This window comes from Cellulomonas hominis, from assembly GCF_005239125.1.
Classification (GTDB): domain Bacteria; phylum Actinomycetota; class Actinomycetes; order Actinomycetales; family Cellulomonadaceae; genus Cellulomonas; species Cellulomonas hominis_A.
The window spans coordinates 1-22,045 of sequence record NZ_SZYE01000050.1 but is presented as its reverse complement, the minus strand read 5'-3'; the positions used below and the strand labels follow the sequence as shown (position 1 = coordinate 22,045).

Here is a 22,045-nt window from a genome sequence, read left to right as displayed (position 1 = left end):
CCCCGCGGGCGGCCGGGCGTCCGACCCGCGGGGTGCACCAGCGCGAGGTCCGTCGCCGTGGCCAGCGCGGCACGGACCGCGGGGGAATCCGCCCGGGAGGCGCCGACCGCCGCCACGACGTCCCGGGCCCGCACCCCGTCCGCGGGGTCGGTCGACCCGGCGAGCAGCGCCACCACGGCCTCGACCGCCTGCAGCACCGCCGCGTCCACGCCCGCGAGCGCGCGCTCGAGGCTCGGCCGGCTCGTGGCCCGGGCGGCGAGGGAGGCGAGCGTGGCGGGCGACGGGTGCGCCAGGTCGGGGCGCCGCAGCAGCAGGCGCACCAGCTCGTCGTCCGACCTGCCGCGCAGGTGCTCGCTGAACGTGGCCATCCGCACCACGATACGTTCCGGCGGCGCCGGCACGGGGCCCGGTCCGCCGGGGCGAGCCGCCGGGAGGCAGCGATGGCACGGGTGCGCAGGACGCGGGTCGTGGTGGCGAGCACCGCGGGGATCTTCGTCGAGTCGCTGGACTGGACGATGTACGCGCTGCTCGCGCCGTACTTCGCGGGGCAGGTGTTCCCCGGCGACGACCCGGTGACCCGGGTGCTCGGCGCGTACGTCGTGTTCGCCGTCGGCTTCGTGGTCCGGCCGCTCGGGTCGTACGTCATGGGGCGGATCACCGACACGCGGGGCCGGCGGACCGGGCTGCTGGCGTCGGTGTCGCTCATCGCGCTCGGCGCGGCCGTCATCGCGGCGGCCCCGACCTACGCCGTCGCCGGCTGGTGGGCCGCGGTGGTCGTGGTCGTCGCCCGGATGCTCCAGGGCATCGCGATGGGCGGCGAGGTCGCCACGGCGGCGACCTACGTCGTCGAGGTGGCGCCGCCCGAGCGCCGGCACCGGTACGGCGCGTTCGCCTACTCCGGCGACGCGCTCGGCACGCTCGGCGGCACCGTGGTGCTCGCGGTGCTGCTCGGCGTGCTCGGCCCGGACGGCCTGCGCGACGGCGGCTGGCGGATCGCGTTCGTCGTCGCGGCGCTGTGCGGGCTGCTGGCGGTGTGGATCCGGCGCGGCGTCCCCGAGTCGGCGGTCTTCGAGCGGGCCCGCGCGGCCGGGGTCGAGCCGGCCGGCCCGCTGCTGCGCCGGCACGCGGGACGGATGGCGCTCGCGTTCATGCTGACCATCGGCTCGACGATGGGCGTCTACTTCGGGTCCGTGTACCTGCCCGAGTTCGCCGGGCACACCGGCCGGTACACCGAGACCCAGGCCGCCGCGCAGCACACCGTGGCGCTGATCTGCCTGCTGGTCGCGATGATCGTCTCCGGCTTCCTCGCCGACCGGTTCGGGCCGCTCGCGCTGATCCGCACCGGGTTCACCGCGGCGGCGGTGCTGGTGGTGCCGCTCATGCTCGGGATGGCGGCCGGCGTCGTGCCGTACCTGGTGGCGGCGCCGCTGTTCACGATCTGCGTCGGCCTGCAGCTCGGCGTCACGCCGGTCGCCGGGGCGCGGCTGTTCCCGGTCCCGATCCGCGCCGTCGCGCTGGGCGTCCCGGCGGGCGCGGCCATCGCGCTGTTCGGCGGTACGTTCCTGTTCGTGGCCGAGTGGCTGATCTCCCGCGACGCGCTGCGCCTCGTCCCGGTGTGGGCGGCGGCGGGGCTGACGGTGTCCGCCGTCGGCTCGTGGCTGGTGGGCGAGCGGCTGCTCTACCCCGTCGAGACGCTCGCGGGCACCCGCGCCGATCCGGCCGCGGCGCCCGCCGCACCGCACCCCACGGAGGTCTGACATGCCGCTCGACCGCTCCGCCCTCGACGCCCTGCGCGCCGACGCCCGCGCGCTGCTGCCCGACACCGCCGCGCTCCGGCACGCGCTGCACCGCACGCCCGAGATCGGGCTCGACCTGCCGCGCACCCAGGCGCTGGTCCTCGCGGCGCTCGAGCCGCTCGGCCTGGAGGTCGGCACGGGCGCCGGGCTGTCCTCGGTCGTCGCCGTCCTGCGCGGCGCGCGGCCCGGGCCCGCGGTGCTGCTGCGTGCCGACATGGACGCGCTGCCGGTGACCGAGGAGTCGGGCGAGCCGTTCGCGAGCGAGGCGCCCGGCGCCATGCACGCCTGCGGCCACGACCTGCACGTCGCGGGCCTGGTCGCGGCGGCCCGGCTGCTGGCCGCGCGGCGCGAGGAGATCGCCGGCTCGGTCGTCCTGATGTTCCAGCCCGGCGAGGAGGGCGACCACGGCGCCCGGCTGATGATCGAGGAGGGCGTGCTCGACGCGGCGGGGGACCGGGTCGTCGCCGCCTACGGCCTGCACGTGCTGTCGGCGCTGCTGCCCACCGGCGCGATCACCAGCCGCCCCGGCACCCTGCTCGCCGCCGCGGACACCGTGCACGTCACGGTGCACGGCCGCGGCGGGCACGGCTCCATGCCGCACCTCGCGCTCGACCCCGTGCCGGTGGCCGCCGAGATCGTGCTCGCGCTCCAGGCGATGGTCACCCGGCAGTTCGACGTGTTCGACCCCGTCGTGGTGACCGTCGGGCGGATCGAGGCCGGCACCACCGACAACGTCATCCCCGCCGACGCGCGCATCGAGGCGACCGTGCGGACGTTCTCCGAGGGGGTGCACGGCCTGGTGCCCGAGCGGGTCGCCCGGGTGTGCGAGGGCGTCGCCGCCGCGCACGGCCTGTCGGTCACCGTCGACTACCGGCCCGGCTACCCGGTCACGTCGAACCGGCCCGAGGAGGCCGACCGCGTCGCGCGGCTCGCCGCCGGGCTGTTCGGCGAGCGGTCCTACGTCACCGCCCCGCAGCCGCTCGCCGGATCGGAGGACTTCTCCTACGTGCTGGAGCAGGTGCCCGGCGCCTACCTCGGCGTCGGGGCCACGCCCGCGGACCTCGACCCGCGCACCGCGCCGTACAACCACTCCGCGCAGGCGCGGTTCGAGGACGGGGCGCTCGCGGTGGGCCCGGCGGTGCTCGCGGCGCTCGCCCTGGACCGGCTCGCGGAGGGGTGACCCGCACCCCCGGTCGGGCGCACGGGCGCACCCGACCGGGGGAGGACCCCGCCTGATCCGGGGCTCCACCCGCGCGAGGGCTCAGGTCCGCCTCACCGGTGCCGATGACAGGGGTCGGCGCGCCCGTCGACGGGCGGGCCGCGCGCTCGAGCGGAGAGGACACGCATGTCGATCACGGCGGGGCACCTGCCCCGGGCCACGCGCGAGGTGTGCGTGGCGCGCCAGGGCATCTACGACGTGCTGAGCCGGCCGATCGGGCACGAGCTGCTGTTCCGGGCCAGCCCGGACGCGCTGGAGTCCGGCGTGCGCCCCGGCATCGACGACAACCGCGCCACCGCGACGGTCATCGTGGCGACGCTGACGGAGTTCGGCGTCGAGGACCTGGCCGGCAACGGCGACCTGTTCGTCAACGTCCCCCGGTCGTTCATCGTCGACGAGCTGCCGGTCGCGCTCGACCCGCACCGCGTCGTGCTGGAGGTCCTGGAGAACGTCCCCGCCGACGAGGAGGTCGTCGCCGGTGTCGAGCGGCTGCGCCGGATCGGGTTCGGCATCGCGCTGGACGACTTCGTGCCGGGCGACCAGCGCTGGGACCTGCTCCCGCTGTGCGACTACGTCAAGGTCGACATGTCCGACGTCGGCGACCGGCTCGCCGCGTTCGCCGCGGAGCTGCGCGCGGTCGCCCCGCACGCCGCCCTCGTCGCCGAGCACGTCGAGGACGAGGCCGACTTCCTCGCCGCCCAGGACGCCGGCTTCGACCTGTTCCAGGGCTACCACTTCCGCCGGCCCACCGTGCTCACCCGGCCGGCGCTCGCGCACCACGCCATGGTCTCCGGGCGGCTGCTCGTCCAGCTGGGCGACCCGCAGGTGTCCTACCGCCGGCTGGCCCGGCTCACGGCCGCGGACCCCGCCATCGCGCTCAAGGTCTTCCGGGTCGTGAACTCGGTGTCCGGCGCCGGGCGCACCGTGCGCAACCTGCACCAGGCGCTGGTGCTGCTGGGGCGCGAGCGGTTCCGCGCGATGCTCGTGCTGGAGGTGCTCGCGACCGCGGGCCACCACGACGACGAGATCCCGCTCATGGCGCTCGCCCGCACCCGGGCCGCGGAGATCCTCGCGCCGCAGGACCCGCTGGAGGCGTCCACCGAGGCGCTGGTCCGCATCGTGTCCGAGCTGCTCGACGTGCCGGTGGCCGAGCTCGACCCCGAGCTGCACCGCTCGCAGCCGAGCGCCCGGGTCGTCGCCGCCTGCGACGTGCTCGACGCCTACCTCGACGCGATCGCCGAGGAGGCCGTGCCGTCCATCCGGTCGCCGTACTCCGCCCTGCACGTGTCGCTCGTGTACCTGACGGCGCTCCGCGAGGCGCGCGCCCTGCTCGCCACCGTCTACCAGCCCGTCCCGCGGCTGCAGGCGGTGCCGGGCGAGGACGTGGCCTTCGGCTGAGCCCCCGCCCGGGCCGCCCGCCCGCGCCCGCCCGGGTGGTCCCGTCGGGCCGTGGACGGGGGCACCCGCCGGGCGGCGCGACCGGTAGCCTGGTGACGTGCGGCGCGACGCCGCGCGAGTTCCGACGAGCACAGGGGATCGCAGTGCCCACCGGCAAGGTCAAGTGGTTCGACACCGATCGCGGCTTCGGCTTCATCGCCGCCGACGACGGCACCGAGGTGTTCCTGCACGCGTCCGCGCTGCCCGCGGGCATCGGCACCCCCAAGCCGGGCACCCGGGTGGACTTCGGCGTGGCCGACGGCCGCCGCGGCCCCCAGGCGCTCGCGGTCAAGCTGCTCGACCCGGTGCCCTCGGTCGCCGCCGTCCAGCGCAAGCCCGCCGACGACATGGCCGTCATCGTCGAGGACCTCATCAAGGTGCTCGACCGGGTCGGCAACGACCTGCGCCGCGGCCGCCGCCCCGAGAAGTCCCGCGCCGAGCAGGTCGCCACCCTGCTGCGCGCCGTCGCCGACGACCTCGAGGCCTGAGCATGGCCACCGCGACCCAGGACGCCGTGCTCGGCGGCGCCGTCGACCTCGCCCGCGAGGCCGCGCTCGAGCTCGCCGAGCACCCGCAGGACGTCGGCGAGCACCTCGGGTACACCGTCGAGGCCGACCGGCTCGTCTCGCACCGGTTCGCGTGCACCGCCAAGGGCTACCGCGGCTGGGTGTGGACCGTGACGCTGTCCCGGGTGCCGCGCGCCCGGAAGGCGACGGTCTGCGAGGCCGTGCTGCTGCCCGGTGACGACGCCGTCCTCGCGCCCGCCTGGGTGCCGTGGGACGAGCGGCTGCGCCCGGGCGACGTCGGCCCCGGCGACGTGCTCCCGTTCCGCGCGGACGACCCGCGCCTCGAGCCCGGGTTCACCCCGACCGGCGACCCGGAGATCGACGAGGTCGCCATCGGCGAGCTCGCCCTCGCCCGCAACCGGGTGCTGTCGCCCCTGGGCATCGCCGAGGCCGCCGAGCGCTGGTACCGCTCCAAGCAGGGACCGGCCTCCGCCGGCGCCGTGGCCTCCGCCGAGCCGTGCATGACGTGCGGGTTCCTCGTGCCGCTCCAGGGGCCGCTGGGCACCGTGTTCGGCGTGTGCGTGAACGAGTGGTCGCCGGACGACGGCCGGGTGGTCGCGCTCGAGCACGGCTGCGGCGCGCACTCCGAGACCGACGTCGAGCCGCGGCCGTCCGAGTGGCCCGAGGTCCCGGTGGCCCGCGAGCTGGACGTGGTGCCGACGGCGGACGTCGTCGGGGCCGGGCGCGACGCAGGCGAGGCGGCCGCGGTCGTCGACGCGGCCGTCGAGCCCGTCGCCGTCGAGGTGGCCCCGGAGCAGGGCGAGGCCGCGGTGACCGAGGACGTCGTGACCGAGGACGTCGTGACCGGTGCCGGCGCGGCGCAGGACGAGGCGGCCGAGGACGCGTCGCCCGCGGAGGACGAGCCCCGGTCGTGACCGCCGACGTCTTCGGCACGCGCGCGCTGCGCGAGCGGGTGCTGGGGACGTGGCGCGCCGACCCGGCGCGCCTGCGCGAGGACGCGAACACCGAGGAGGACCACGCCCGGGGGTACTACCGCGACCGGGTCGTGGTCGAGCTCGCGCAGAACGCCGCCGACGCGGCCGTGCGCGCCGGGACGGCCGGGCGGCTCCTGCTGCGGCTGACGACGCTCGACGCGGTGGACGACGCCGCGGAGGACGCCGGGACGAGGTCCGGGCCGGGCCCCCTGGTGCTGGTCGCGGCGAACACCGGCGCCCCGCTCGACCCCGCCGGGGTCGCCTCGATGGCCGCCATGCGCGCCTCGGCGACCCGGGACTGGCCGGGCCCCGGCGGCGGCGCGACGCCCGGGCCGGGTCTCGTCGGCCGGTTCGGGGTGGGCTTCGCCGCCGTCCGGGCCGTCGCCGACGAGGTCCGGGTGCGGTCGACGTCCGGCGCCGTGCGGTTCTCGCTCGACGACACCCGCGGGGAGCTGGCGCTGGCCGCGGCCGACGAGCCGCGGCTCGCCGAGGAGGTCGCCCGCCGGGAGGGCTCGCTGCCCGCCCTCCGGCTGCCCCGCGAGGACGCCGGCCGTCCGCCCGAGGGCTACGACACGGCCGTCGTCCTCACGCTCCGGGACGAGGTGGCGGCCGACGACGTGCGGGCGATGCTCGCCGAGGTCGGCGACCCGCTGCTGCTCGCGCTCCCCGGGCTGACGGAGGTCGTGGTCGAGGACGACCTCGCCGGCCACCGCCGCCGCGTCGCCGAGGTCGACCGGCGCTGGCGGCGCCGCACCGTCGAGGGGGAGCTCGACCCGGCCCGGCTCGCGGACCGGCCCGTCGAGGAGCGGTCCCGGCGGCGCTGGCGCGTGACCTGGGCGCTGCCGGCCGGCGAGGTCGGCGGGACCGGCCCGCGCTGGGACCGGGTGCTGCACGCGCCGACGCCCACCGACGACGCGCTGGACCTGCCCGCGCTGCTGGTCGCGACGGTGCCCCTCGACCCCACCCGGCGGCACGCCGCGCGGGGGCGCGCGACCGACGCCCTGCTGGACGTCGCCGCCGAGGCGTACGCCCTGCTCGCCGCCGACCTCGCCGCCGACGGGGCGGACGCCCTGCGCCTCGTCCCGCGCGGCCTGCCCGCGAGCGACCTGGACGCGGCGCTGCGCGGCCGGCTGGTCGAGGCGCTGGCCCGCACGCCCCTGCTCCCGCCGGCGGGCGCCGCCGACCCGGTCACCGACCACCCGGGCACCGACCACCCGCGCCCCGCCGACCCCGGCGCCCTGGTCGAGCCCCAGCGCGCCGTCGCGCTCGCCGGCCCGTCCGCCCCCGAGCTGACCTCGGCGCTCGCCCCGTGGTTCGCCGGCCTGGTGGTGCTGCCCGACGGCGGCCTCGGTGCGGCACGGACCCTGGGCGTCGAGGTGCGCGAGGCGGCCGACGTCGTCGAGGAGCTCCCCGCCGCGTCCGGCCTGCCGCCCGAGCGGTGGCGCGCGCTCTACGCGGCCCTCGCCCCGGCCGTCGGCGACCCGCTCGTCCGCGAGGCGCTCGCCGCGCTGCCCGTCCCGCTGGCCGACGGCCGGGTGGTGCGGGGGGCGCGCGGCCTGCTGCTGCCGGTCGCCGGTGCGCTGGACGCCGCGGGCCCGGTCGCCGCGGCGCTGGCGGTCCTCGGCCGCTGGGGGGTGCGGCTGGTGCACCCCGGCGCGGCGCACGAGGTGCTGGAGCGGCTCGGAGCGGCGCCCGCGGACCCGGCGTCCCTGCTCGCGCACCCGGGCGTGCGGCAGGCCGTGCTCGACCAGGCGGGCGAGGACGACGTGGACGCCGCCGAGCAGATCAGCGACGCCGTGCTCGCCCTGGTGCGCGCCGCGGTCGCGGACGGCACGGTCCCGACGCCGGCCGCGCCCGGTCACTCCACCCCCGGTGACCCGACCCCCGGTGGCCCGGCCCCCGTCCCGGTGGAGCGCGCCGTCCTCGGCCTGCTCACCCTGCGCGCCGCCGACGGCGAGCCCGCGCCCGCGCACGGCCTCGTCCTGCCCGGGTCGCGCGCCGCACGGCTGCTCGACCCCCGGGTGCTGGCCCCGGTCGCCGCCGACGCCGTCGAGCGGTGGGGCGCGGACGCCCTCGCCGCCGCGGGCGTCCGCGCCGACCTGGTGCCGCTCGTGCTCACCGACGTCGCCGCGTCGGCGGACGACCTCGCGCCGGCGGACGACGACGCGGACCTGGTCACGGACGCGCTCGACGGCTGGGACGCGTGGCTCGCCGAGGTCGCCGCGGCGGTGGGCGAGGGCGAGACCCTGCCGGAGGTGCTGGCCGTCGCCGACCTCGACGCGGCGGACCCGTCGGCGTGGCCGGAGCTGCTCGCGCGGCTCGCCGAGCCCGGGCCGCTGCGTCGCGCGCTGCTCGACGAGGTGCGCGTGCCCGGCGGCGGCGCCGCGCCCGGGTACACCGCGTGGTGGCTGCGGCACCGGTCCGGGCTGCCGCTGGCCACGCCGTTCGCGGTGGCGGGGGCCGAGCCCGCCGTCGCCCGGCTGCTGCCGCCCGCGCCCGAGGAGGTCGCCGCGCTCGACCCCGCCGCGCAGGTGGCCCTGGGCGGGGTCGCGTCGCTCGGGGCGGTGCCGCCCGGTGCGTGGAACCTGCTGCTGCGGGCGGCGGCACCGGTGGGCGGCCGGGTGGACCTGGACCTCGCGGCGGCGGTGTGGTCCGCGTGGGCCGGGCTGGCCGCCGCGGAGCCGGACGCCGCGCCGGACGTGGACGTGCTGCCCGCGCTGATCGCGCCCGACCGGGTCGCGCTGGTGCACGCCGAGGACGTGGCGGTCGCCCCGGCGCCGATGTGGTGGCAGCGCGCCGACGTCGCGGCCATGGTGCCGGTGACCGGTCCGGTCGACCCCGAGGACCTCGCCGACGCGCTCGGCGTCCCGCTGGCGGGGGATCTCGCGGACGGTCTGGTCGACGAGGGGGACGGCGACGACGCGGGGTCCCTGGCCGCCACCCCCGAGGCGGTGGCCGCGCTGCTGCCCGGTGCGCCGGACACCTGGATCGAGCACGAGTCGCTGCGCGTGGACGGGGTGCCGGTCGACTGGTGGGTGGACGGCACCGGCCCGGACGCCATCGTGCACGCGACGCACCTCGCCGGGCTCGCCCGCGGGCTCGCGCAGGCGTGCGGCGCGTGGCGGCTGCGGCACGCGGTGGAGCTCGTCCTGGTCGAGCCGGGACGCGCCGCGGAGCTGGCCGTGGAGCGGGTCGCCGACGACGGGGGCATGATGGACGGCCGATGACCCGCAGCCTGCTGACCTCCGCCTACCTGCCCGCCCTGCTGTACGAGACGGGGCTCGGCGCGGTCACCCCGGTGGTGGCCCTGGTGGCCGCGGGCATGGGCGCCGGGCTGGACCAGGCGGCGCTGATCGTGGCGCTGGTGGGCGTCGGGCAGATCCTCGGCGACGTGCCCGCGGGCGCCCTGGCGGCCCGGGTCGGCGACCGGCGCGCCATGCTCGTCGCCGCCCTCGTCGCGTGCGTCGCCCTCGGCGTCAGCGCGCTGGCCCCGACGCTCCCGGTGCTCGCCGTCGGCGTCCTGCTCACCGGTGCCGCCTCCGCGGTGTTCCACCTCGCCCGCCAGGCCTACCTGACGGAGGTCGTCCCGGTCGTGAACCGGGCGCGGGCGCTGTCGACCCTCGGCGGGGTGTCCCGGATCGGGGTGTTCCTCGGCCCGTTCCTCGGCGCGGCGGTGCTGCACGTCGCCGACCTGCGCGCCGTGTTCTGGCTGGCGGTCGGCACCACCGTCGCCGCCGCGGCGGTCGTCGGGTTCGCGCGCGACGTCGACGACCGGCGACCCGCCGCGCGCGACCGGGCGCGGGTGTCGAGCGCGGGGCTGGTCCGGCGGCACCGGCGGCTGCTCGCGACCCTCGGGCTCGCGGTGGTGCTCGTCGGTGCCGTGCGCGCCACCCGCGGCGTCGTGCTGCCGCTGTGGTCCGAGCACCTGGGGTTCGCGCCGGCGACGACCAGCCTGGTGTTCGGCCTCTCGGGCGCCGTCGACATGCTGCTGTTCTACCCCGCGGGCCGGGTGATGGACCGGCGCGGCCGGCTGTGGGTCGCGGTGCCGTCGATGGTGGTGCTCGGCGGGGCCATCGCGGTCCTGCCGCTGACGTCGACGCTGGCGGGGCTGTCCGTCGTGGCGATGGTGATGGGCCTGGGCAACGGCATCGGCTCCGGCATCCTCATGACCCTCGGGGCGGACGTGGCGCCGCCGGAGGGCAGGGCGCAGTTCCTCGGCGTCTGGCGGGTGTTCCAGGACTCCGGTGCGGCGGCGGGGCCCCTGGTCGTGTCCGCGGTCGCCGCGGCGGGCAGCCTGGCCGCGGGCATCGTGACGATGGGGGCGGCGGGGCTGCTGGCGGCCGGCGCGCTGGCGGCGTTCGTGCCGCGGTGGTCCGAGCACGCGACGGGCCGGACCCGCGCTCGCGCGGCTGCCGCCCGGGCCGCCGCGGAGGCAGCCACCGGCCGGTAGCCGTCGCCGCCGGGCGGGGACGCCCGCCGCCCGCTCGGCGGGGGAGGCGAGGGGTCAGCGGCCGGGGCGGCGGCGGGCCCAGGCCAGGCCGACGGCGCCGAGCGCGACCCCGGTGACGCACGCCCAGACCCCGTGGGGCCCCGCGGACCCCGTCAGCCAGAGCACGAGCGCGACGACCAGGGCCACCAGCCACGCGCCGATGCCCACCAGGAACACCGGCCGCATGCTCACCGGGACCGGGTCCGGTGCGGGCTTGCGGCTCTCCGGGCGCAGGGCGAGGTGGATGAACGACGGCACGGCCACCACCCTATGCGGTCCGGCCCCAGCCCCCGGACCCCGCCCCGGACCCCGCCCGGCCGGTCGCCGAGCGTGCACCAGCTGCGGGGTTCCGGGCGGCGGAACCCCGCGACGAGTGCGGTCTCGGCGAGGGTGTGCGGAGGGGGAGGGGGTGGGGGGTGCGGGGGGCGGGGGTTACTCGCCGAAGGCGAGGGCCGTGGCCGTGGCCAGGGCGCTCGGGACGGCCGCGAGGTAGGCGTGCGCGACGTCCCAGGGCTCCAGGCCGGTGGCCGCGACCGCGGCCGTGTCGTTCTCCTCGTGCGCGAGGACGGCGGCGAGCACCTGGCCGAGCCGGCCCTCGCGCCGCAGCAGCGCCCCGCCGAGGGCGTCGGAGACGCCCGTGCGCGAGACGAGCTCGGTGAGGTCGATGCCCTGCTGGGCGGCGACGGCGGACAGCAGCCCGACCGTGTACCCGGCGTCGTCCCCGGCGATCGTGTGGCAGGTCATCGCGCGGGTCAGGATCGCCCACAGGGTGCCGACGGAGGCCGGCTTGGCGTCGATGAGCGACGCGATCGCCAGGGCGTGCAGCTGCCGGGGCCCGACCAGCACGACGGCCTGGAGCACGGAGTCGATCTCCCGCCGCAGGCCGAACGCCGAGGAGTTCACCAGGTGCAGCACCCGCATGGACAGCTCGGGGTCGGAGGCGACGGTGCGCACGACGGTCTGCTGGTCGACCTGCTCCTCGGAGAGCACGCGGAGCAGCTCGAGGCACTGCAGCTCGCCCGCGGAGAACGACCGGCGGGTGACCGGGGGGTCGCGGTGGAACATCGGGCCCTGGAGCAGGTCGGCGTCGAGGGCCTGCGCGATCTCGAGGCGCTCGGTGGTGTCGGTGTGCTCGGCGACGACGGTCGCCCCGGCGGCGTGCGCGCGGGCGACGAGCGCGGCGCAGTGGTCGGCGCCGCGCTGCAGGTCGACCTTGACGATCGACACCCGCTCGAGCAGCCGGTCCTGGGCGGCCGAGCCGTCGTAGTCGGCGAGCGCGAGCCGGCTGCCGCGGGCGACCGCGGCGGCGAGCAGGGTGTCGACGTCGGGCCGCCGGGCGAGCGACGGGGTGATCTCCAGCATGAGCCGGTCGGCGTCGTACCAGACGGCCGCCGTGCCGGACAGCAGCCCGGCGGTCGCGCGGAGCAGCACGGGCTTGTCGCCCGCGAGCCCGGTCAGGTCGAGGCGCCGGTACGCGGCCTCGACGGCGACCTCGGTGCTCTCGTCGGGCAGGGACGCGCCGGTGGGCCCGCTGACCAGGACCCGCACGGCGTAGCCGTACACGGAGCGGTCGTGGTGCACGACGGGCTGCCGCAGGACCGTGGTCTCGCCGCCGCCGATGGGGATCGGGCTGCCGCTCGCGGCGCGCGGGGACCCGGCGTCGGCGCCGAGGGTCGAGGTCATCACGATCTCCTGGTCGGTTCGGTCGGCGGGCGGGGCGGGAGCTGGCGGTGCGGCGGGCGTCAGGCGGCCGGCGCGAGCGGGGCCCGCAGCGGCCAGTCCTCGGTGAGGACGGTCTGCACGGCCGCGCCGCTGGCGGGGTCGAGCACGAGCGGGGCCAGCAGGTTCGCGGTGGGCGGCTCGCCGGCGTCGGCCGGGCGCACGACCACCAGGCGCACGGCGTGCGCGGCGTCGGCGCCGATCGCGGCGAGCACGTCCCCGGCGATCGCCGGGTGGTAGTCCGGGAAGAACGCGTCGGGGTCGACGACGAACAGCCGGACCGGGCGGGCGCCCGCGGGCTCGGCGCGCAGCGCGTACAGCACGCCGGTGTCGTCCAGCGGGGTGAGCGTGAAGTCCTCGTACCCGGTCAGGCCCGGCATGGGCGCGCGCAGGTGCAGGTGCTCGGGCAGGTGGGTGCGACGCGGGGCGTCGGCGAGCTCAGCGGTCATCGGAGGAAGTCCAGGAGTGTCGGCTGGAGGACCTTGGCGCCCGCGGCGAGGGCGCCCTTGTAGGCGACCTCCTGCGAGCCGAGGTCCAGGATGATCTGGGCGAGGTCGATGTCCTGCACCGCGCTGAGCCGCGTGGTCGCGGTCAGCTGGCTCTGCGCGATGAGGTCCTGCGCGGCGTCGACCTGGTTCTGCCGGGCGCCGACCGAGGCGACCTCGGTCGTCATCGCGTCGAGGTGGCCGTCGATCGCGGTCAGCTGGTCGGACGGGTCGCCGCCGGCGCGGAGCGTGGCGGAGATCGAGTCCAGCAGCGCGAACACGGAGTCCGTGCCCTCGCCGAACACGGCGGCGCCGGAGGAGTCGACCCGGATCACGGTGCCGCTGGCGACGGTCCGGGTCACGGTGCCGTCGACGCCGGCGCCGGAGAACGCGTACGCGGTGGCGGGCGTCGAGCCGTCGGTGAACGCCGCCCCCGCGGTGGTGCCCGCGAACACGGAGCGCCCGAGGTAGGTGGTGTTGGCCTGGGCCAGCAGGTTGTCCCGCAGGCCCTCGATCTCCTGCGCCAGCGCGACCCGCGAGTTGATGCCGAGCGCGCCGTTGCCGCCCTGGACGGTGAGGTCCCGGGCCTTGCGGAGCGTCGACAGCGAGGTGGTGAGCGCGTCGTTGATCGTGCTCAGCCACGCCTCGCCGTCGGCGGCGTTGCGGTCGTACTGCGCCAGCTGGCGCTGCTCGCCCTGGAGGCGCAGCACGTCGGCGGTGCCGGACGGGTCGTCGGACGCCGCGTTGATCTTCTTGCCCGACGACATCTGCGCCTGCAGGTCCGCCATCCGCTGCAGGTTGGCCTGCACGTTGTTGAGCGTCGAGTTCCGCACCGTGAAGTGCGTGACGCGGCCGATCGTGGTCATCGGCCCACCACCCCCGTCCGGTTGATCAGCGTGTCGAGCATCTCGTCGACGGCCGTGAGCACCCGGGCCGCCCCCTCGTAGGCCCGCTGGAACGCGAGCATGTTCACGGTCTCCTCGTCGGTGTCGACGCTGGTCTGCGCGAGCTGCGCGGACGCGGCGGTGGACCGCGCGGCCTCGGCGACGGTGGCGCGCGAGGAGGCGCTGGCCGACTGGACGCCGAGGTCGACGACGAAGGCGGACCAGGTGGCGTCCGCGCCGGAGGTCGACTTGGCGAGCGCGGCGATCTCCCGGCCGACGCTGCTGTCGTGCGCGCCCTTGCCGGCCCCGGCCACGGCGATGCCGTCCGGGTCGGTGATCGCGACGGCCAGGCTGCGCGCGGGGTTCGCGGGGTCGAACGTGAAGAACGCGCCGCCGGGGGTGCCGGTGCCGTAGCCGTCGACCGTGTAGCCCGTCGTGTGGATCGCGTTGACGGTGGTGGCGACCTGGGTGGCCACCTCGTCGACCGCGGCCGCGGCGCTGGTGAGCATCCCGCCGCTGCTCTGCGGGGCCAGGGTGGTCAGCAGGCCGGCGACCCGCCCGCCCTCGATGCCCGAGGGGTTGCCGTTGCGCGCCCACACGATGGAGACGGCCGGCGCGCCGGCCGCCATCGCGTCGCCCATCGAGGCGGGGCTGTCGGACGAGACGGCGAGCTGGTTGGCGGTGTTCCCGGAGACCAGGGCGTTGCCGGCGACCATGACGTCGACGGTGCCGTCGTCGCGGGTCCGCGCCGAGGCGCCGACCAGGCCGGACAGCTGCGTGACGAGCAGGTCGCGCTGGTCCATCAGCTCGTTCGCCGAGCCGCCCGCGTTGGTGATCGCGAGGATGCGGGTGTTGAGGTCCGCGACGTTCGCGGCCGTGGTGTTCACCTGGGTGACCAGGGCCGAGGTGGTGGTCAGGGCCTGCTGCCACTGGGTGCCGATGTCCTGGTGCATGGTCGACAGCCGGTCCGCGACGGCCTTGCCGCGCTGGAGCAGCACGGAGCGCGCGGAGTCGGACGTCGGGTCGTTGACGACGTCGGACCAGGAGCTCCAGAAGCTCGACAGGTCCTTCGAGAAGCCCGTGGCCTTCGGCTCGCCGATGGTGGTCTCGAGCGTCTTGTACTCGGTGGCGACCGACGCGAGCCGCGAGGCGCCCGAGGTCTCGTTGCGGACGCGGGCGTCGAGGAACGCGTCCCCGAGCCGGTCGATGCCGGTCACGGCGGTGCCGATGCCCACGCCGTCGCTGGTGGAGAACATCGACGGCACGGTGGCGGCCGGCAGGGAGGCCATGGCGGCGCGCTGCCGGGTGTACCCGACGGTGTTCGCGTTCGCGATGTTCTGCCAGGACACCTCCAGCGCCTGGCGCTGCGCGATCAGGGAGCTGAGGGCGGTGCCCAGTCCGGAGAAGGTGCTCAACGGATCCTCTTCCTCGGGTCGTCTCGGGTCGTCTCGGGCGGCCGGGTCGGCCTGGTCAGAAGGACTGGTCGAGCAGCTGCGCGCTGCGGTCGGCCGGGGTCGCCGTGTGACCCTGGGGGTCGTAGGTCTGCACCGACTCCTGGAGCGACATGAGCGTCTCCTGGGTCGCGCGGTGCGACATGGCGAGCAGCTCGCGGTTGCCGTCGGCCAGCTGGGCGATCTCGGTGGTGAGCTGGACGAAGGCGTCGCGGTGCGCGTGCAGCAGGTCGTCCCACGGGGTGGGGGCGTGCTCGGCGAGCGTCCGCAGCGTGGCGCCGGGCTCCAGGCCCAGCTCGAGGGCGACCGCGTCGGCCTCGGCGGAGCGGCCGAGCTCGGCGTCCCGGATCTGCTCCAGCACGGACTCGACCTCCCGCGTGGCGTGGGCCAGCCACCGCGTGCGCCCGCTGGTGAGCACGAGCTGCTCCTCCTCGAGCTTGAACAGCAGCAGCTCGAGCAGGCGGCGCTCGGTCCACAGGACGTCGGACAGCTGGCTCAGGGCCATCGGGCGTGCCCTCCTTCGAAGCGGCGGTGGTGTGGTCGCCACGCCCGGCGCGGGGTGCCGGCCGTGGCGTGATGCCTGTCCTATCGGGACGGCGCCCGCGGTCCTGAGCGAAACCGGACACGGGGTGGGCGCCCGTACGCCGCCGCTCCGGGCACCGCGATTGAACCGACTGGTCAGTCCCTGTATCTGACAGGACAGCGATCTCCCGAGTGTGACGTGTGTCACAACTCCTCAACTCCGCCCGGAACTATGTCGGCGGATGTCCGATTTGTCTTTCCGGTACGTCCGAAATGGCCGCGGAAGTCGCATAGATCGGGTCTTCATGAACTTCAAGTCAAAGACTCAAGGCGGCTTTCACCCCCGCCGAGAACCGGTTCGTGAACAGCTCTGCAGCCACCCCCGCCGCCGACGACCTCGTCGTCGCGCACATGCCCATCGTGGGGTACCACGTGAGCGAGGTCCTCTCCCGGGTCCCCGCCACCGTCAGCCGCGAGGACCTCGTGTCCGCCGGCCACCTCGCTCTGGTGCTCGCCGCCCGCGCGTACGACCCCGAGACCGGCGTCCCGTTCGCGCGGTACGCCGCGCTGCGCATCCGCGGCGCGCTCATCGACGAGCTGCGCTCGATGGACTGGGCGTCCCGCGGCGCCCGGCACCGCGCCCGCGAGCTGTCGGCCGCGAGCGACCGGCTCACCGCGACCCTGGGCCGCACGCCCACCCGCGAGGAGCTGGCGCACGCGCTCGGCACCGACCTGGCCGCCGTCGACCAGGCCCGCCAGGACGCCGAGCGGCGCGTGCTGTCGATGGACGCCACCGTGCACCCGGTCGCCGACCTGGTCCGCGACGAGGCCCCCGGCCCCGAGGACAACGTGCTGATCGGCGAGCGGCTGCGCTACCTGCGCGCCGCGGTCGACACGCTGCCCGACCGGCTGCGCACCGTCATCGAGGGGCTGTTCCTGCAGGACCGGTCTGTGGCCGAGCTGGCCGACGAGCTGGGCGTGACCCAGTCCCGGATCAGCCAGCTGCGCACCGAGGGCCTCGCCCTCATGCGCGACGGCCTGAACGCCAGCCTCGACCCGGACATGGTCCCGGTCGCCGAGCGTCCCGACGGGGTCGCCGAGCGCCGCCGCCGCACCTACTTCGCCGCGGTCGCCTCGCGCGCCGCCATGACCGCCGCCGGCCACCGTGCCGAGGAGGTCCGCTCCGTCCCCACGCCGTTCGAGGGGTCGGACCGCATCACCACCGCCGCGGTCTGAGACCGCGGCGCCCCGCCGGGCAGCCGGCGGGGGAGCAGCAGCACGTTCACGCGCGTCCGAGGGCGCCGTCCGCAGCACGCGGGCGGCGCCCTCGCCGCGTCCGGGGCCGCCGGCGCGCCGCCGAACGCTCAGGAGCGCCGCGGGCGCGCCGATCGGCAGGGCAGTCACCCGACCGGAGGAACGTCATGCCCGCACGCCCCACCGTCTCCGCGGTCCTCATCGTCAAGGACGAGGAGGCCGTCCTCGACGACTGCCTCGCGGCGCTGTCCTGGGCCGACGAGGTCGTCGTCTACGACACCGGCTCCACCGACCGCACCCGGGAGATCGCCCGGCGGCACACCGACCTCGTGGTCGACGGCTACTGGGACGACGACTTCGGCGCCGCGCGCGACCGGGCGCTGGCGCACGCCACCGGCGACTGGGTCCTGTCCGTCGACGCCGACGAGGTGGTGGCGGGCGACCCCGAGGCGTTCCGCGCGTCGCTCGGCCGGGACGGCGGCGTGGCGCACACGGTGCTCATCCGGAACCTGGGCGCCGGCCCGGCGCTGCCCCTCGGTCTGGGTGCCGCGGACACGGTGCTCGCGGGCTCGCGCGTGTTCCGCCGGGAGCTGCACACCTGGGTGGGCCGGCTGCACGAGCAGCCCGTCCTGCGCGCCACCGGCCGGCCCGCCGACGCGCAGCGCCCCGCCGCGGGGATCGAGCTGCGGCACAGCGGCTACCGCCCGGAGGTCGTCGCCGAGAAGGACAAGGGGCGCCGCAACGTCGAGCTCGCCCGCGAGCAGGTCGAGGCGGCCCGCGGTGCCGGCGACCCCGTGGCGCTGGAGCTGCACCGGGTCGACCTCGCGCGCTCGCTCGAGATGGCCGGCGACCACGCGGCGGCGCTGGCCGAGGCGGACGCGCTGGCGGCCGCGGGCCTCGCCTCGCCCCGGCACGCCGTGCTGCTGGCCCGCTCGGTCCACCTCGCGGCCGTCGCGCTCGGCGACGCCGCGGCGGCCGACCGCTGGCTCGACCTGTGGGAGCGCAGCGACGACAACCCGGCGTTCGCGCTGGCCGCCCGTGCCCAGGTCCTCGCCGAGCGCGGGGACGCCGCGGGGGCGCTCGCCGCTGTCGAGCGCATCCCCACCACCACCGTCAACGCCTACGGCGAGCGGGTCGACCGGGCGAGCCTGGTCACCACGGAGCTGTGGGCGCACGTCGTGACGGGCGACCGCCGGCGCGCGGTGCTCGCGGCGCTCGCGGCGATCGGGCACGGCGTCGCCCCCGGCGCGACCGCCGGCCTGCAGCGGCTGCTCACCGAGGACGAGTGCCGGCGCCTGCTCGCCGCGATGCCGGACGCGATGTGGCGGCAGTACGTGACGTGGTGCGCGATGGACGCGACCGTCGAGGCCCGGACGTTCCTGGGCTGGATGCGGGACGTCCGCCCCGGCGACCCGGCCGTGCTGGCCGGCGCCGCGCACCTCGCCCCGACGATGTCGCTCGAGGAGGCGGCCGGGTGGTCGGCCCACCTGCGCGGCACCGGGCAGGCCGAGGCGTGCCCGCTGGTGCTGATCGCGCGCGACCCGCTGGCCCACCCGCGCCAGCGCGCCGTGGCCGGTGCCCTCGCCTACAGCGCGTACGGCGACGAGCGCGGCCTGGCCGGGCTCGAGGACGCCCTCGCGCACGTGGACCCGGCCGACGAGGCCGAGGTCCTCGCCGAGCTGCAGATCGTCGCCCCCGGCCTCGTCGGCGCCGCGGTCTGAACCGACCTCGGACACGTCGCAGAAAAACCCTCAGGGGTCGCGGCGACCGTCCGATGTCCAGGGTGTGCCCACGGAAGGGCCGCCACTGAGCCCACTCACGGAGGAAGAACCATCATGGCTCTCTCGATCAACCAGAACATCGCGGCGCTGAACTCGTACCGCAACCTGTCCAACACGCAGAACGACCTGAGCAAGTCGCTCGAGAAGCTGTCGAGCGGCCTGCGCATCAACCGCGCGGCGGACGACGCTGCTGGTCTGGCGATCTCCGAGGGCCTGCGTGCCCAGATCGGCGGCACCAAGCAGGCCGTGCGCAACGCCCAGGACGGCATCTCCGTCGTCCAGACCGCTGAGGGTGCGCTCACCGAGACGCACTCGATCCTGCAGCGCATGCGGACCCTGTCCGTGCAGGCGGCGAACGACGGCGGCCTCTCCGAGACCGCCAAGGGCAACATCCAGGACGAGATGGACCAGCTCAAGACCGAGCTGACCCGCATCTCCGACACCACGCAGTTCAACGGCACCAAGCTGCTGGACGGCAACTACTCGGGCACGTTCCAGGTCGGCGCCAACACCTCCGACCAGGACAAGATCACCGTCGACCTCAAGCGCACCGGCGGCCTGTCCGCCACGGGCCTGGACGTCAACGGCATCGACGTGACCAAGGTCGCCAGCGACGCCAGCACGGCCGTCGTGACCAACGCCGTCGCCGGCACCGCCGGTTCGGTGGCCGTCACGGCCGACCCGACCGACCTGGAGGCCCTGAAGGCGCTGAACGGCACCGTCACGGTCGGCTCCAAGTCGTTCGACCTGGCCTCGGTGGACTACACCGGCGTCACCACCGCGGCCGGCGCCCTCGCGGCGATCACCGCGGCGGCCGAGAAGGTCTTCGGCACCTCCGTGACCGTGGCGGCCGCCGGCACCACCGGCGTGTCCTTCACGGGCGCCACCCCGGCCTCGACGGCCACCGCCTCCGAGGTCGCGGCGGCGTCCCCGGTCTTCAGCCAGAAGTCCGGCGCCACCGAGGCGATCGACAAGATCGACGCGGCGATCACCGACGTGTCGAAGGTCCGTTCGCAGCTCGGTGCGGTCCAGAACCGCTTCGACCACACCATCAACAACCTCAACGTGGCGGTCGAGAACCTGACCTCCTCGGAGAGCCGGATCCGCGACACCGACATGGCGTCCGAGATGGTCTCGTTCACCCGGGCGCAGATCCTCTCGCAGGCCGGCACGGCGATGCTCGCGCAGGCCAAGTCGATCCCGCAGAGCGTGCTCCAGCTCCTCCAGTGAGCCGTCCGGCTCCGGTCCCGGCCACCTCGCGGTGACGGGACCGGGGCCGGCGTCCCGCCGAGGACGCACGACCAGCAGGACCAGCACGACCGACGCGGGCGGTGGTGGACGCACCGTCCACCGCCGCCCGCGTCGCATCTCGGCCCCGCCGACCCGGGGCGCCCGCAGCACCACCAGGAGGACAGGACCCGATGGCCGGCATCACCTTCAGCACCGGGCTGATCAGCAACTTCCCCACGGCAGACCTGATCGACTCCACCATCGCGCTGGAGGCCAACCAGCAGAAGCTGCTGGCGAAGAAGAAGACCACGGTCTCGTCGCAGTCCACGGCGCTGCAGGCCCTCAACACCAAGGTCGCCTCCCTGACCGCGGCCGCGAAGGCCGCCGCGTCCCCGTCGTCCTGGGAGGCCGTCAAGGCGAAGTCCTCCGCCGAGTCGGTCACCGCGACCACCACCTCCGAGGCCCGCCCGTCGAGCGTGACGTTCCGCGTCGACTCGGTCGCGGCCTCGCAGTCGACGCTGTACACCCTGCCGACGGGCTACACGTCGGCCACCCCGAGCTTCACGCTCACCCGGGCGGACGGCGAGACCGTCTCCGTCACGGCGCTGAGCGACAACATCGGCGACATCGTCGCGGCCTTCAACGCCGAGGGCACGGGCGTCAAGGCGTCCGCCCTCAACGTCGGCACGGCCGCCGCCCCGGAGTACCGGCTGCAGCTCACCGGCACCGAGACCGGCAAGGAGAACACGTTCAGCGTCGCCGTGGGCAACGCGGCCGACGGCGCCACCCTGGCGTCCAAGGAGATCCGCGCGGCCTCCGACGCCGAGATCGTGCTGTGGCCCGGCACCGGCGCCGAGCAGAAGGTGACCTCGGCCAAGAACGTGTTCGAGAACCTCGTCACCGGCGTGAACGTCACGGTGACCGCCAAGACCACCGACCCGGTGACCGTCGACGTGACCCGGGACGACTCCAAGCTGTCCGCCCTGGCGCAGGCGCTGGTGAACAACCTGAACGCCGTGCTGGGCGACATCACGTCGTACACCACGAGCAAGACCGGCACGAACGACGAGGGCACCGCGATCGTCACCGCCGGCCTGTTCTCCGGGAACGCGACGGTCCGCGGCCTGCAGCAGTCGCTGCTGGCCGCCGGGTCGAACAGCGCCAGCAACACCTCGCTGGCGGGCATCGGCATCTCGCTCGGCAAGGACGGCACCTTCACCTTCGACGCGGCGGCGTTCCAGACCGCGCTGACGAAGGACCCCGACGCGGTGGGCAAGGCCGTGCAGGGCGTCGCCGGCTCGCTGCAGAAGGTCGGCGAGGTGGCCTCGGACTCCGCCAAGGGCACGCTGACGCTGCAGGTGCAGAGCTACAACAGCGAGGTCAAGGACCTGACCGACCGCATCGCCGACTGGGACATCCGGCTGGAGGCGCGCCGCGCCTCGCTGACCACGATGTACGCGGCGATGGAGGTCCAGCTCTCGAACCTCAACTCCCAGTCCAGCTACCTCACCACCCAGCTCAAGCAGCTCTCGGGCTCCTCCGACTGACCCGAGCCCTGCCGAAAGGACCGCCGTGTACGACGCCCGGACCCGGTTCCTCGCCGACGCGGTCGCGACCGCGGGGCCGGCGAAGCTCCTCACCATGCTGTACGACAGGCTGCTGCTCGACCTGGAGCGCGCGGAGGTCGCGCTGCGCGCGGGCGACCGCGCCACGGGCACCCAGCAGCTCGCCCACGCGCAGGAGATCGTCGCCGAGTTCATCGCGAACCTGAACGTGGCGGAGTGGGACGGCGGCGACCGCCTGCTCTCGGTCTACACGTTCCTGCTGTCCGAGATGATCGGCGCGAGCATGGCGGGCGACGCCGACCGCGCCGCCGCGTGCCGCGGCCTGGTCGCGCCGCTCGCCGACGCCTGGCGCGAGGCCGCGCAGACCGTCGCGAACGACGTCCCCACGCAGCGCCGCGCCCCTGCCGTCGACGGGGCCGAGACCGGCACCGGGGTGCTCGGTGTCGGCTGAGACGGCGGTCGCGCCCGTGGACCGCACCACCCCCGGCGCCGCGCTCGACGCGGACGCCCGCCCGGGGACGTCCCGCGAGCACGAGGCCCCCGACCGCGGCCGCGCCGGCCGCGAGGCGGCCTGGGTGGCCGCGCTCACCGAGATGGAGCTCGGCGCCGAGCGCGCCGTCGACCTGACCGTGAACACCTACGGCAAGGAGCAGCAGTACGACGCCGACGCGATCGCGCTGTCCTTCGACCGCCAGGCCACGCTGATCGAGTC

At 76.1% G+C, this 22,045-nt stretch carries 19 protein-coding genes and 1 pseudogene; 13 read left to right on the top strand and 7 right to left on the bottom strand.

Going from position 1 to position 22,045, the window contains the following annotated elements:
• Positions 1-368: pseudogene (locus tag FA014_RS08445) on the bottom strand (helicase-associated domain-containing protein); the annotation flags it as partial.
• 99 nt (positions 369-467) lie between these two features.
• Between FA014_RS08445 and FA014_RS08440 the strand changes: the two are divergent.
• From FA014_RS08440 to FA014_RS08410, 7 genes are all read left to right on the top strand, one after another.
• Positions 468-1,757 (top strand): MFS transporter, encoded by a 1,290-nt coding sequence (locus FA014_RS08440; protein WP_195969214.1) that lies wholly within the window; start codon positions 468-470, stop codon positions 1,755-1,757.
• Between the two features lies 1 nt (position 1,758).
• Positions 1,759-2,976 carry a M20 metallopeptidase family protein gene (locus FA014_RS08435; RefSeq protein WP_154729248.1) on the top strand — a complete coding sequence of 406 codons (1,218 nt, stop codon included), beginning with the start codon at positions 1,759-1,761 and terminating at the stop codon, positions 2,974-2,976.
• A gap of 165 nt (positions 2,977-3,141) precedes the next feature.
• Entirely contained in the window at positions 3,142-4,413 is a 1,272-nt protein-coding gene (locus FA014_RS08430) for an EAL and HDOD domain-containing protein (RefSeq protein WP_154729247.1), read from the top strand.
• Positions 4,414-4,556: 143 nt separating this feature from the next.
• Positions 4,557-4,940 (top strand): cold-shock protein, encoded by a 384-nt coding sequence (locus FA014_RS08425; protein ID WP_147795518.1) that lies wholly within the window; start codon positions 4,557-4,559, stop codon positions 4,938-4,940.
• A 2-nt stretch (positions 4,941-4,942) separates the two neighbouring features.
• Entirely contained in the window at positions 4,943-5,893 is a 951-nt protein-coding gene (locus FA014_RS08420) for a DUF3027 domain-containing protein (RefSeq protein WP_154729246.1), read from the top strand.
• On the top strand, positions 5,890-9,180 hold the full coding sequence (locus FA014_RS08415) for an ATP-binding protein (RefSeq protein WP_154729245.1): 3,291 nt from the start codon (positions 5,890-5,892) through the stop codon (positions 9,178-9,180). The genes FA014_RS08420 and FA014_RS08415 overlap by 4 nt, the downstream gene beginning before the upstream one ends.
• Entirely contained in the window at positions 9,177-10,403 is a 1,227-nt protein-coding gene (locus tag FA014_RS08410; protein WP_154729244.1) for an MFS transporter, read from the top strand. Before FA014_RS08415 ends, FA014_RS08410 begins: the two co-directional genes overlap by 4 nt.
• A 54-nt stretch (positions 10,404-10,457) precedes the next feature.
• Here FA014_RS08410 and FA014_RS08405 read toward each other — a convergent pair whose 3' ends face one another.
• The 6 genes from FA014_RS08405 to flgN all read right to left on the bottom strand — a co-directional run bounded on the left by FA014_RS08405 (position 10,458) and on the right by flgN (position 15,486).
• Positions 10,458-10,700 (bottom strand): DUF2530 domain-containing protein, encoded by a 243-nt coding sequence (locus FA014_RS08405; RefSeq protein WP_230322976.1) that lies wholly within the window; start codon positions 10,698-10,700, stop codon positions 10,458-10,460.
• 174 nt (positions 10,701-10,874) lie between these two features.
• Positions 10,875-12,125, bottom strand: a complete 1,251-nt coding sequence (locus tag FA014_RS08400; protein WP_154729243.1) for an EAL and HDOD domain-containing protein — start codon at positions 12,123-12,125, stop codon at positions 10,875-10,877.
• A 59-nt stretch (positions 12,126-12,184) separates the two neighbouring features.
• Positions 12,185-12,610 carry a flagellar assembly protein FliW gene (locus FA014_RS08395; protein WP_154729242.1) on the bottom strand — a complete coding sequence of 142 codons (426 nt, stop codon included), beginning with the start codon at positions 12,608-12,610 and terminating at the stop codon, positions 12,185-12,187.
• Complete coding sequence (gene flgL, locus FA014_RS08390; RefSeq protein ID WP_154729241.1) at positions 12,607-13,512, bottom strand: flagellar hook-associated protein FlgL; 906 nt, start codon at positions 13,510-13,512, stop codon at positions 12,607-12,609. The genes FA014_RS08395 and flgL overlap by 4 nt, the downstream gene beginning before the upstream one ends.
• On the bottom strand, positions 13,509-14,945 hold the full coding sequence (gene flgK, locus FA014_RS08385; protein WP_154729240.1) for a flagellar hook-associated protein FlgK: 1,437 nt from the start codon (positions 14,943-14,945) through the stop codon (positions 13,509-13,511). The genes flgL and flgK overlap by 4 nt, the downstream gene beginning before the upstream one ends.
• Before the next feature lie 55 nt (positions 14,946-15,000).
• Positions 15,001-15,486 carry a flagellar export chaperone FlgN gene (gene flgN / locus FA014_RS08380; protein WP_154729239.1) on the bottom strand — a complete coding sequence of 162 codons (486 nt, stop codon included), beginning with the start codon at positions 15,484-15,486 and terminating at the stop codon, positions 15,001-15,003.
• A gap of 377 nt (positions 15,487-15,863) precedes the next feature.
• Between flgN and FA014_RS08375 the strand changes: the two genes are divergently transcribed.
• The 6 genes from FA014_RS08375 to FA014_RS08350 form a co-directional block, all read left to right on the top strand.
• A complete protein-coding gene (locus FA014_RS08375; RefSeq protein ID WP_230322975.1) occupies positions 15,864-16,739 on the top strand; it encodes a sigma-70 family RNA polymerase sigma factor in 876 nt (291 codons plus the stop codon).
• Positions 16,740-16,924: 185 nt separating this feature from the next.
• Positions 16,925-18,478, top strand: a complete 1,554-nt coding sequence (locus tag FA014_RS08370) for a glycosyltransferase family 2 protein (RefSeq protein ID WP_154729238.1) — start codon at positions 16,925-16,927, stop codon at positions 18,476-18,478.
• A gap of 114 nt (positions 18,479-18,592) precedes the next feature.
• Positions 18,593-19,768: a flagellin N-terminal helical domain-containing protein gene (locus FA014_RS08365; RefSeq protein WP_154729237.1), complete on the top strand. Its 1,176-nt coding sequence runs from the start codon at positions 18,593-18,595 to the stop codon at positions 19,766-19,768.
• A 191-nt stretch (positions 19,769-19,959) separates the two neighbouring features.
• Positions 19,960-21,315, top strand: a complete 1,356-nt coding sequence (gene fliD, locus FA014_RS08360) for a flagellar filament capping protein FliD (RefSeq protein WP_154729236.1) — start codon at positions 19,960-19,962, stop codon at positions 21,313-21,315.
• Positions 21,316-21,340: 25 nt separating this feature from the next.
• Entirely contained in the window at positions 21,341-21,784 is a 444-nt protein-coding gene (locus FA014_RS08355; protein WP_154729235.1) for a flagellar export chaperone FliS, read from the top strand.
• A gap of 16 nt (positions 21,785-21,800) precedes the next feature.
• The coding region (locus FA014_RS08350; RefSeq protein ID WP_154729234.1) for a hypothetical protein at positions 21,801-22,045 on the top strand (245 nt) is incomplete at its 3' end.

Bases quoted from the DNA above. Each gene is read 5' to 3' on its own strand.
- FA014_RS08400 (WP_154729243.1), bottom strand. From the start codon at position 12,125: ATGACCTCGACCCTCGGCGCCGACGCCGGGTCCCCGCGCGCCGCGAGC.
- FA014_RS08370 (WP_154729238.1), top strand. From the start codon at position 16,925: ATGCCCGCACGCCCCACCGTCTCCGCGGTCCTCATCGTCAAGGACGAG.
- FA014_RS08435 (WP_154729248.1), top strand. From the start codon at position 1,759: ATGCCGCTCGACCGCTCCGCCCTCGACGCCCTGCGCGCCGACGCCCGC.
- flgL (WP_154729241.1), bottom strand. From the start codon at position 13,512: ATGACCACGATCGGCCGCGTCACGCACTTCACGGTGCGGAACTCGACG.
- FA014_RS08365 (WP_154729237.1), top strand. From the start codon at position 18,593: ATGGCTCTCTCGATCAACCAGAACATCGCGGCGCTGAACTCGTACCGC.
- FA014_RS08395 (WP_154729242.1), bottom strand. From the start codon at position 12,610: ATGACCGCTGAGCTCGCCGACGCCCCGCGTCGCACCCACCTGCCCGAG.
- FA014_RS08420 (WP_154729246.1), top strand. From the start codon at position 4,943: ATGGCCACCGCGACCCAGGACGCCGTGCTCGGCGGCGCCGTCGACCTC.
- FA014_RS08430 (WP_154729247.1), top strand. From the start codon at position 3,142: ATGTCGATCACGGCGGGGCACCTGCCCCGGGCCACGCGCGAGGTGTGC.
- FA014_RS08410 (WP_154729244.1), top strand. From the start codon at position 9,177: ATGACCCGCAGCCTGCTGACCTCCGCCTACCTGCCCGCCCTGCTGTAC.
- flgN (WP_154729239.1), bottom strand. From the start codon at position 15,486: ATGGCCCTGAGCCAGCTGTCCGACGTCCTGTGGACCGAGCGCCGCCTG.
- fliD (WP_154729236.1), top strand. From the start codon at position 19,960: ATGGCCGGCATCACCTTCAGCACCGGGCTGATCAGCAACTTCCCCACG.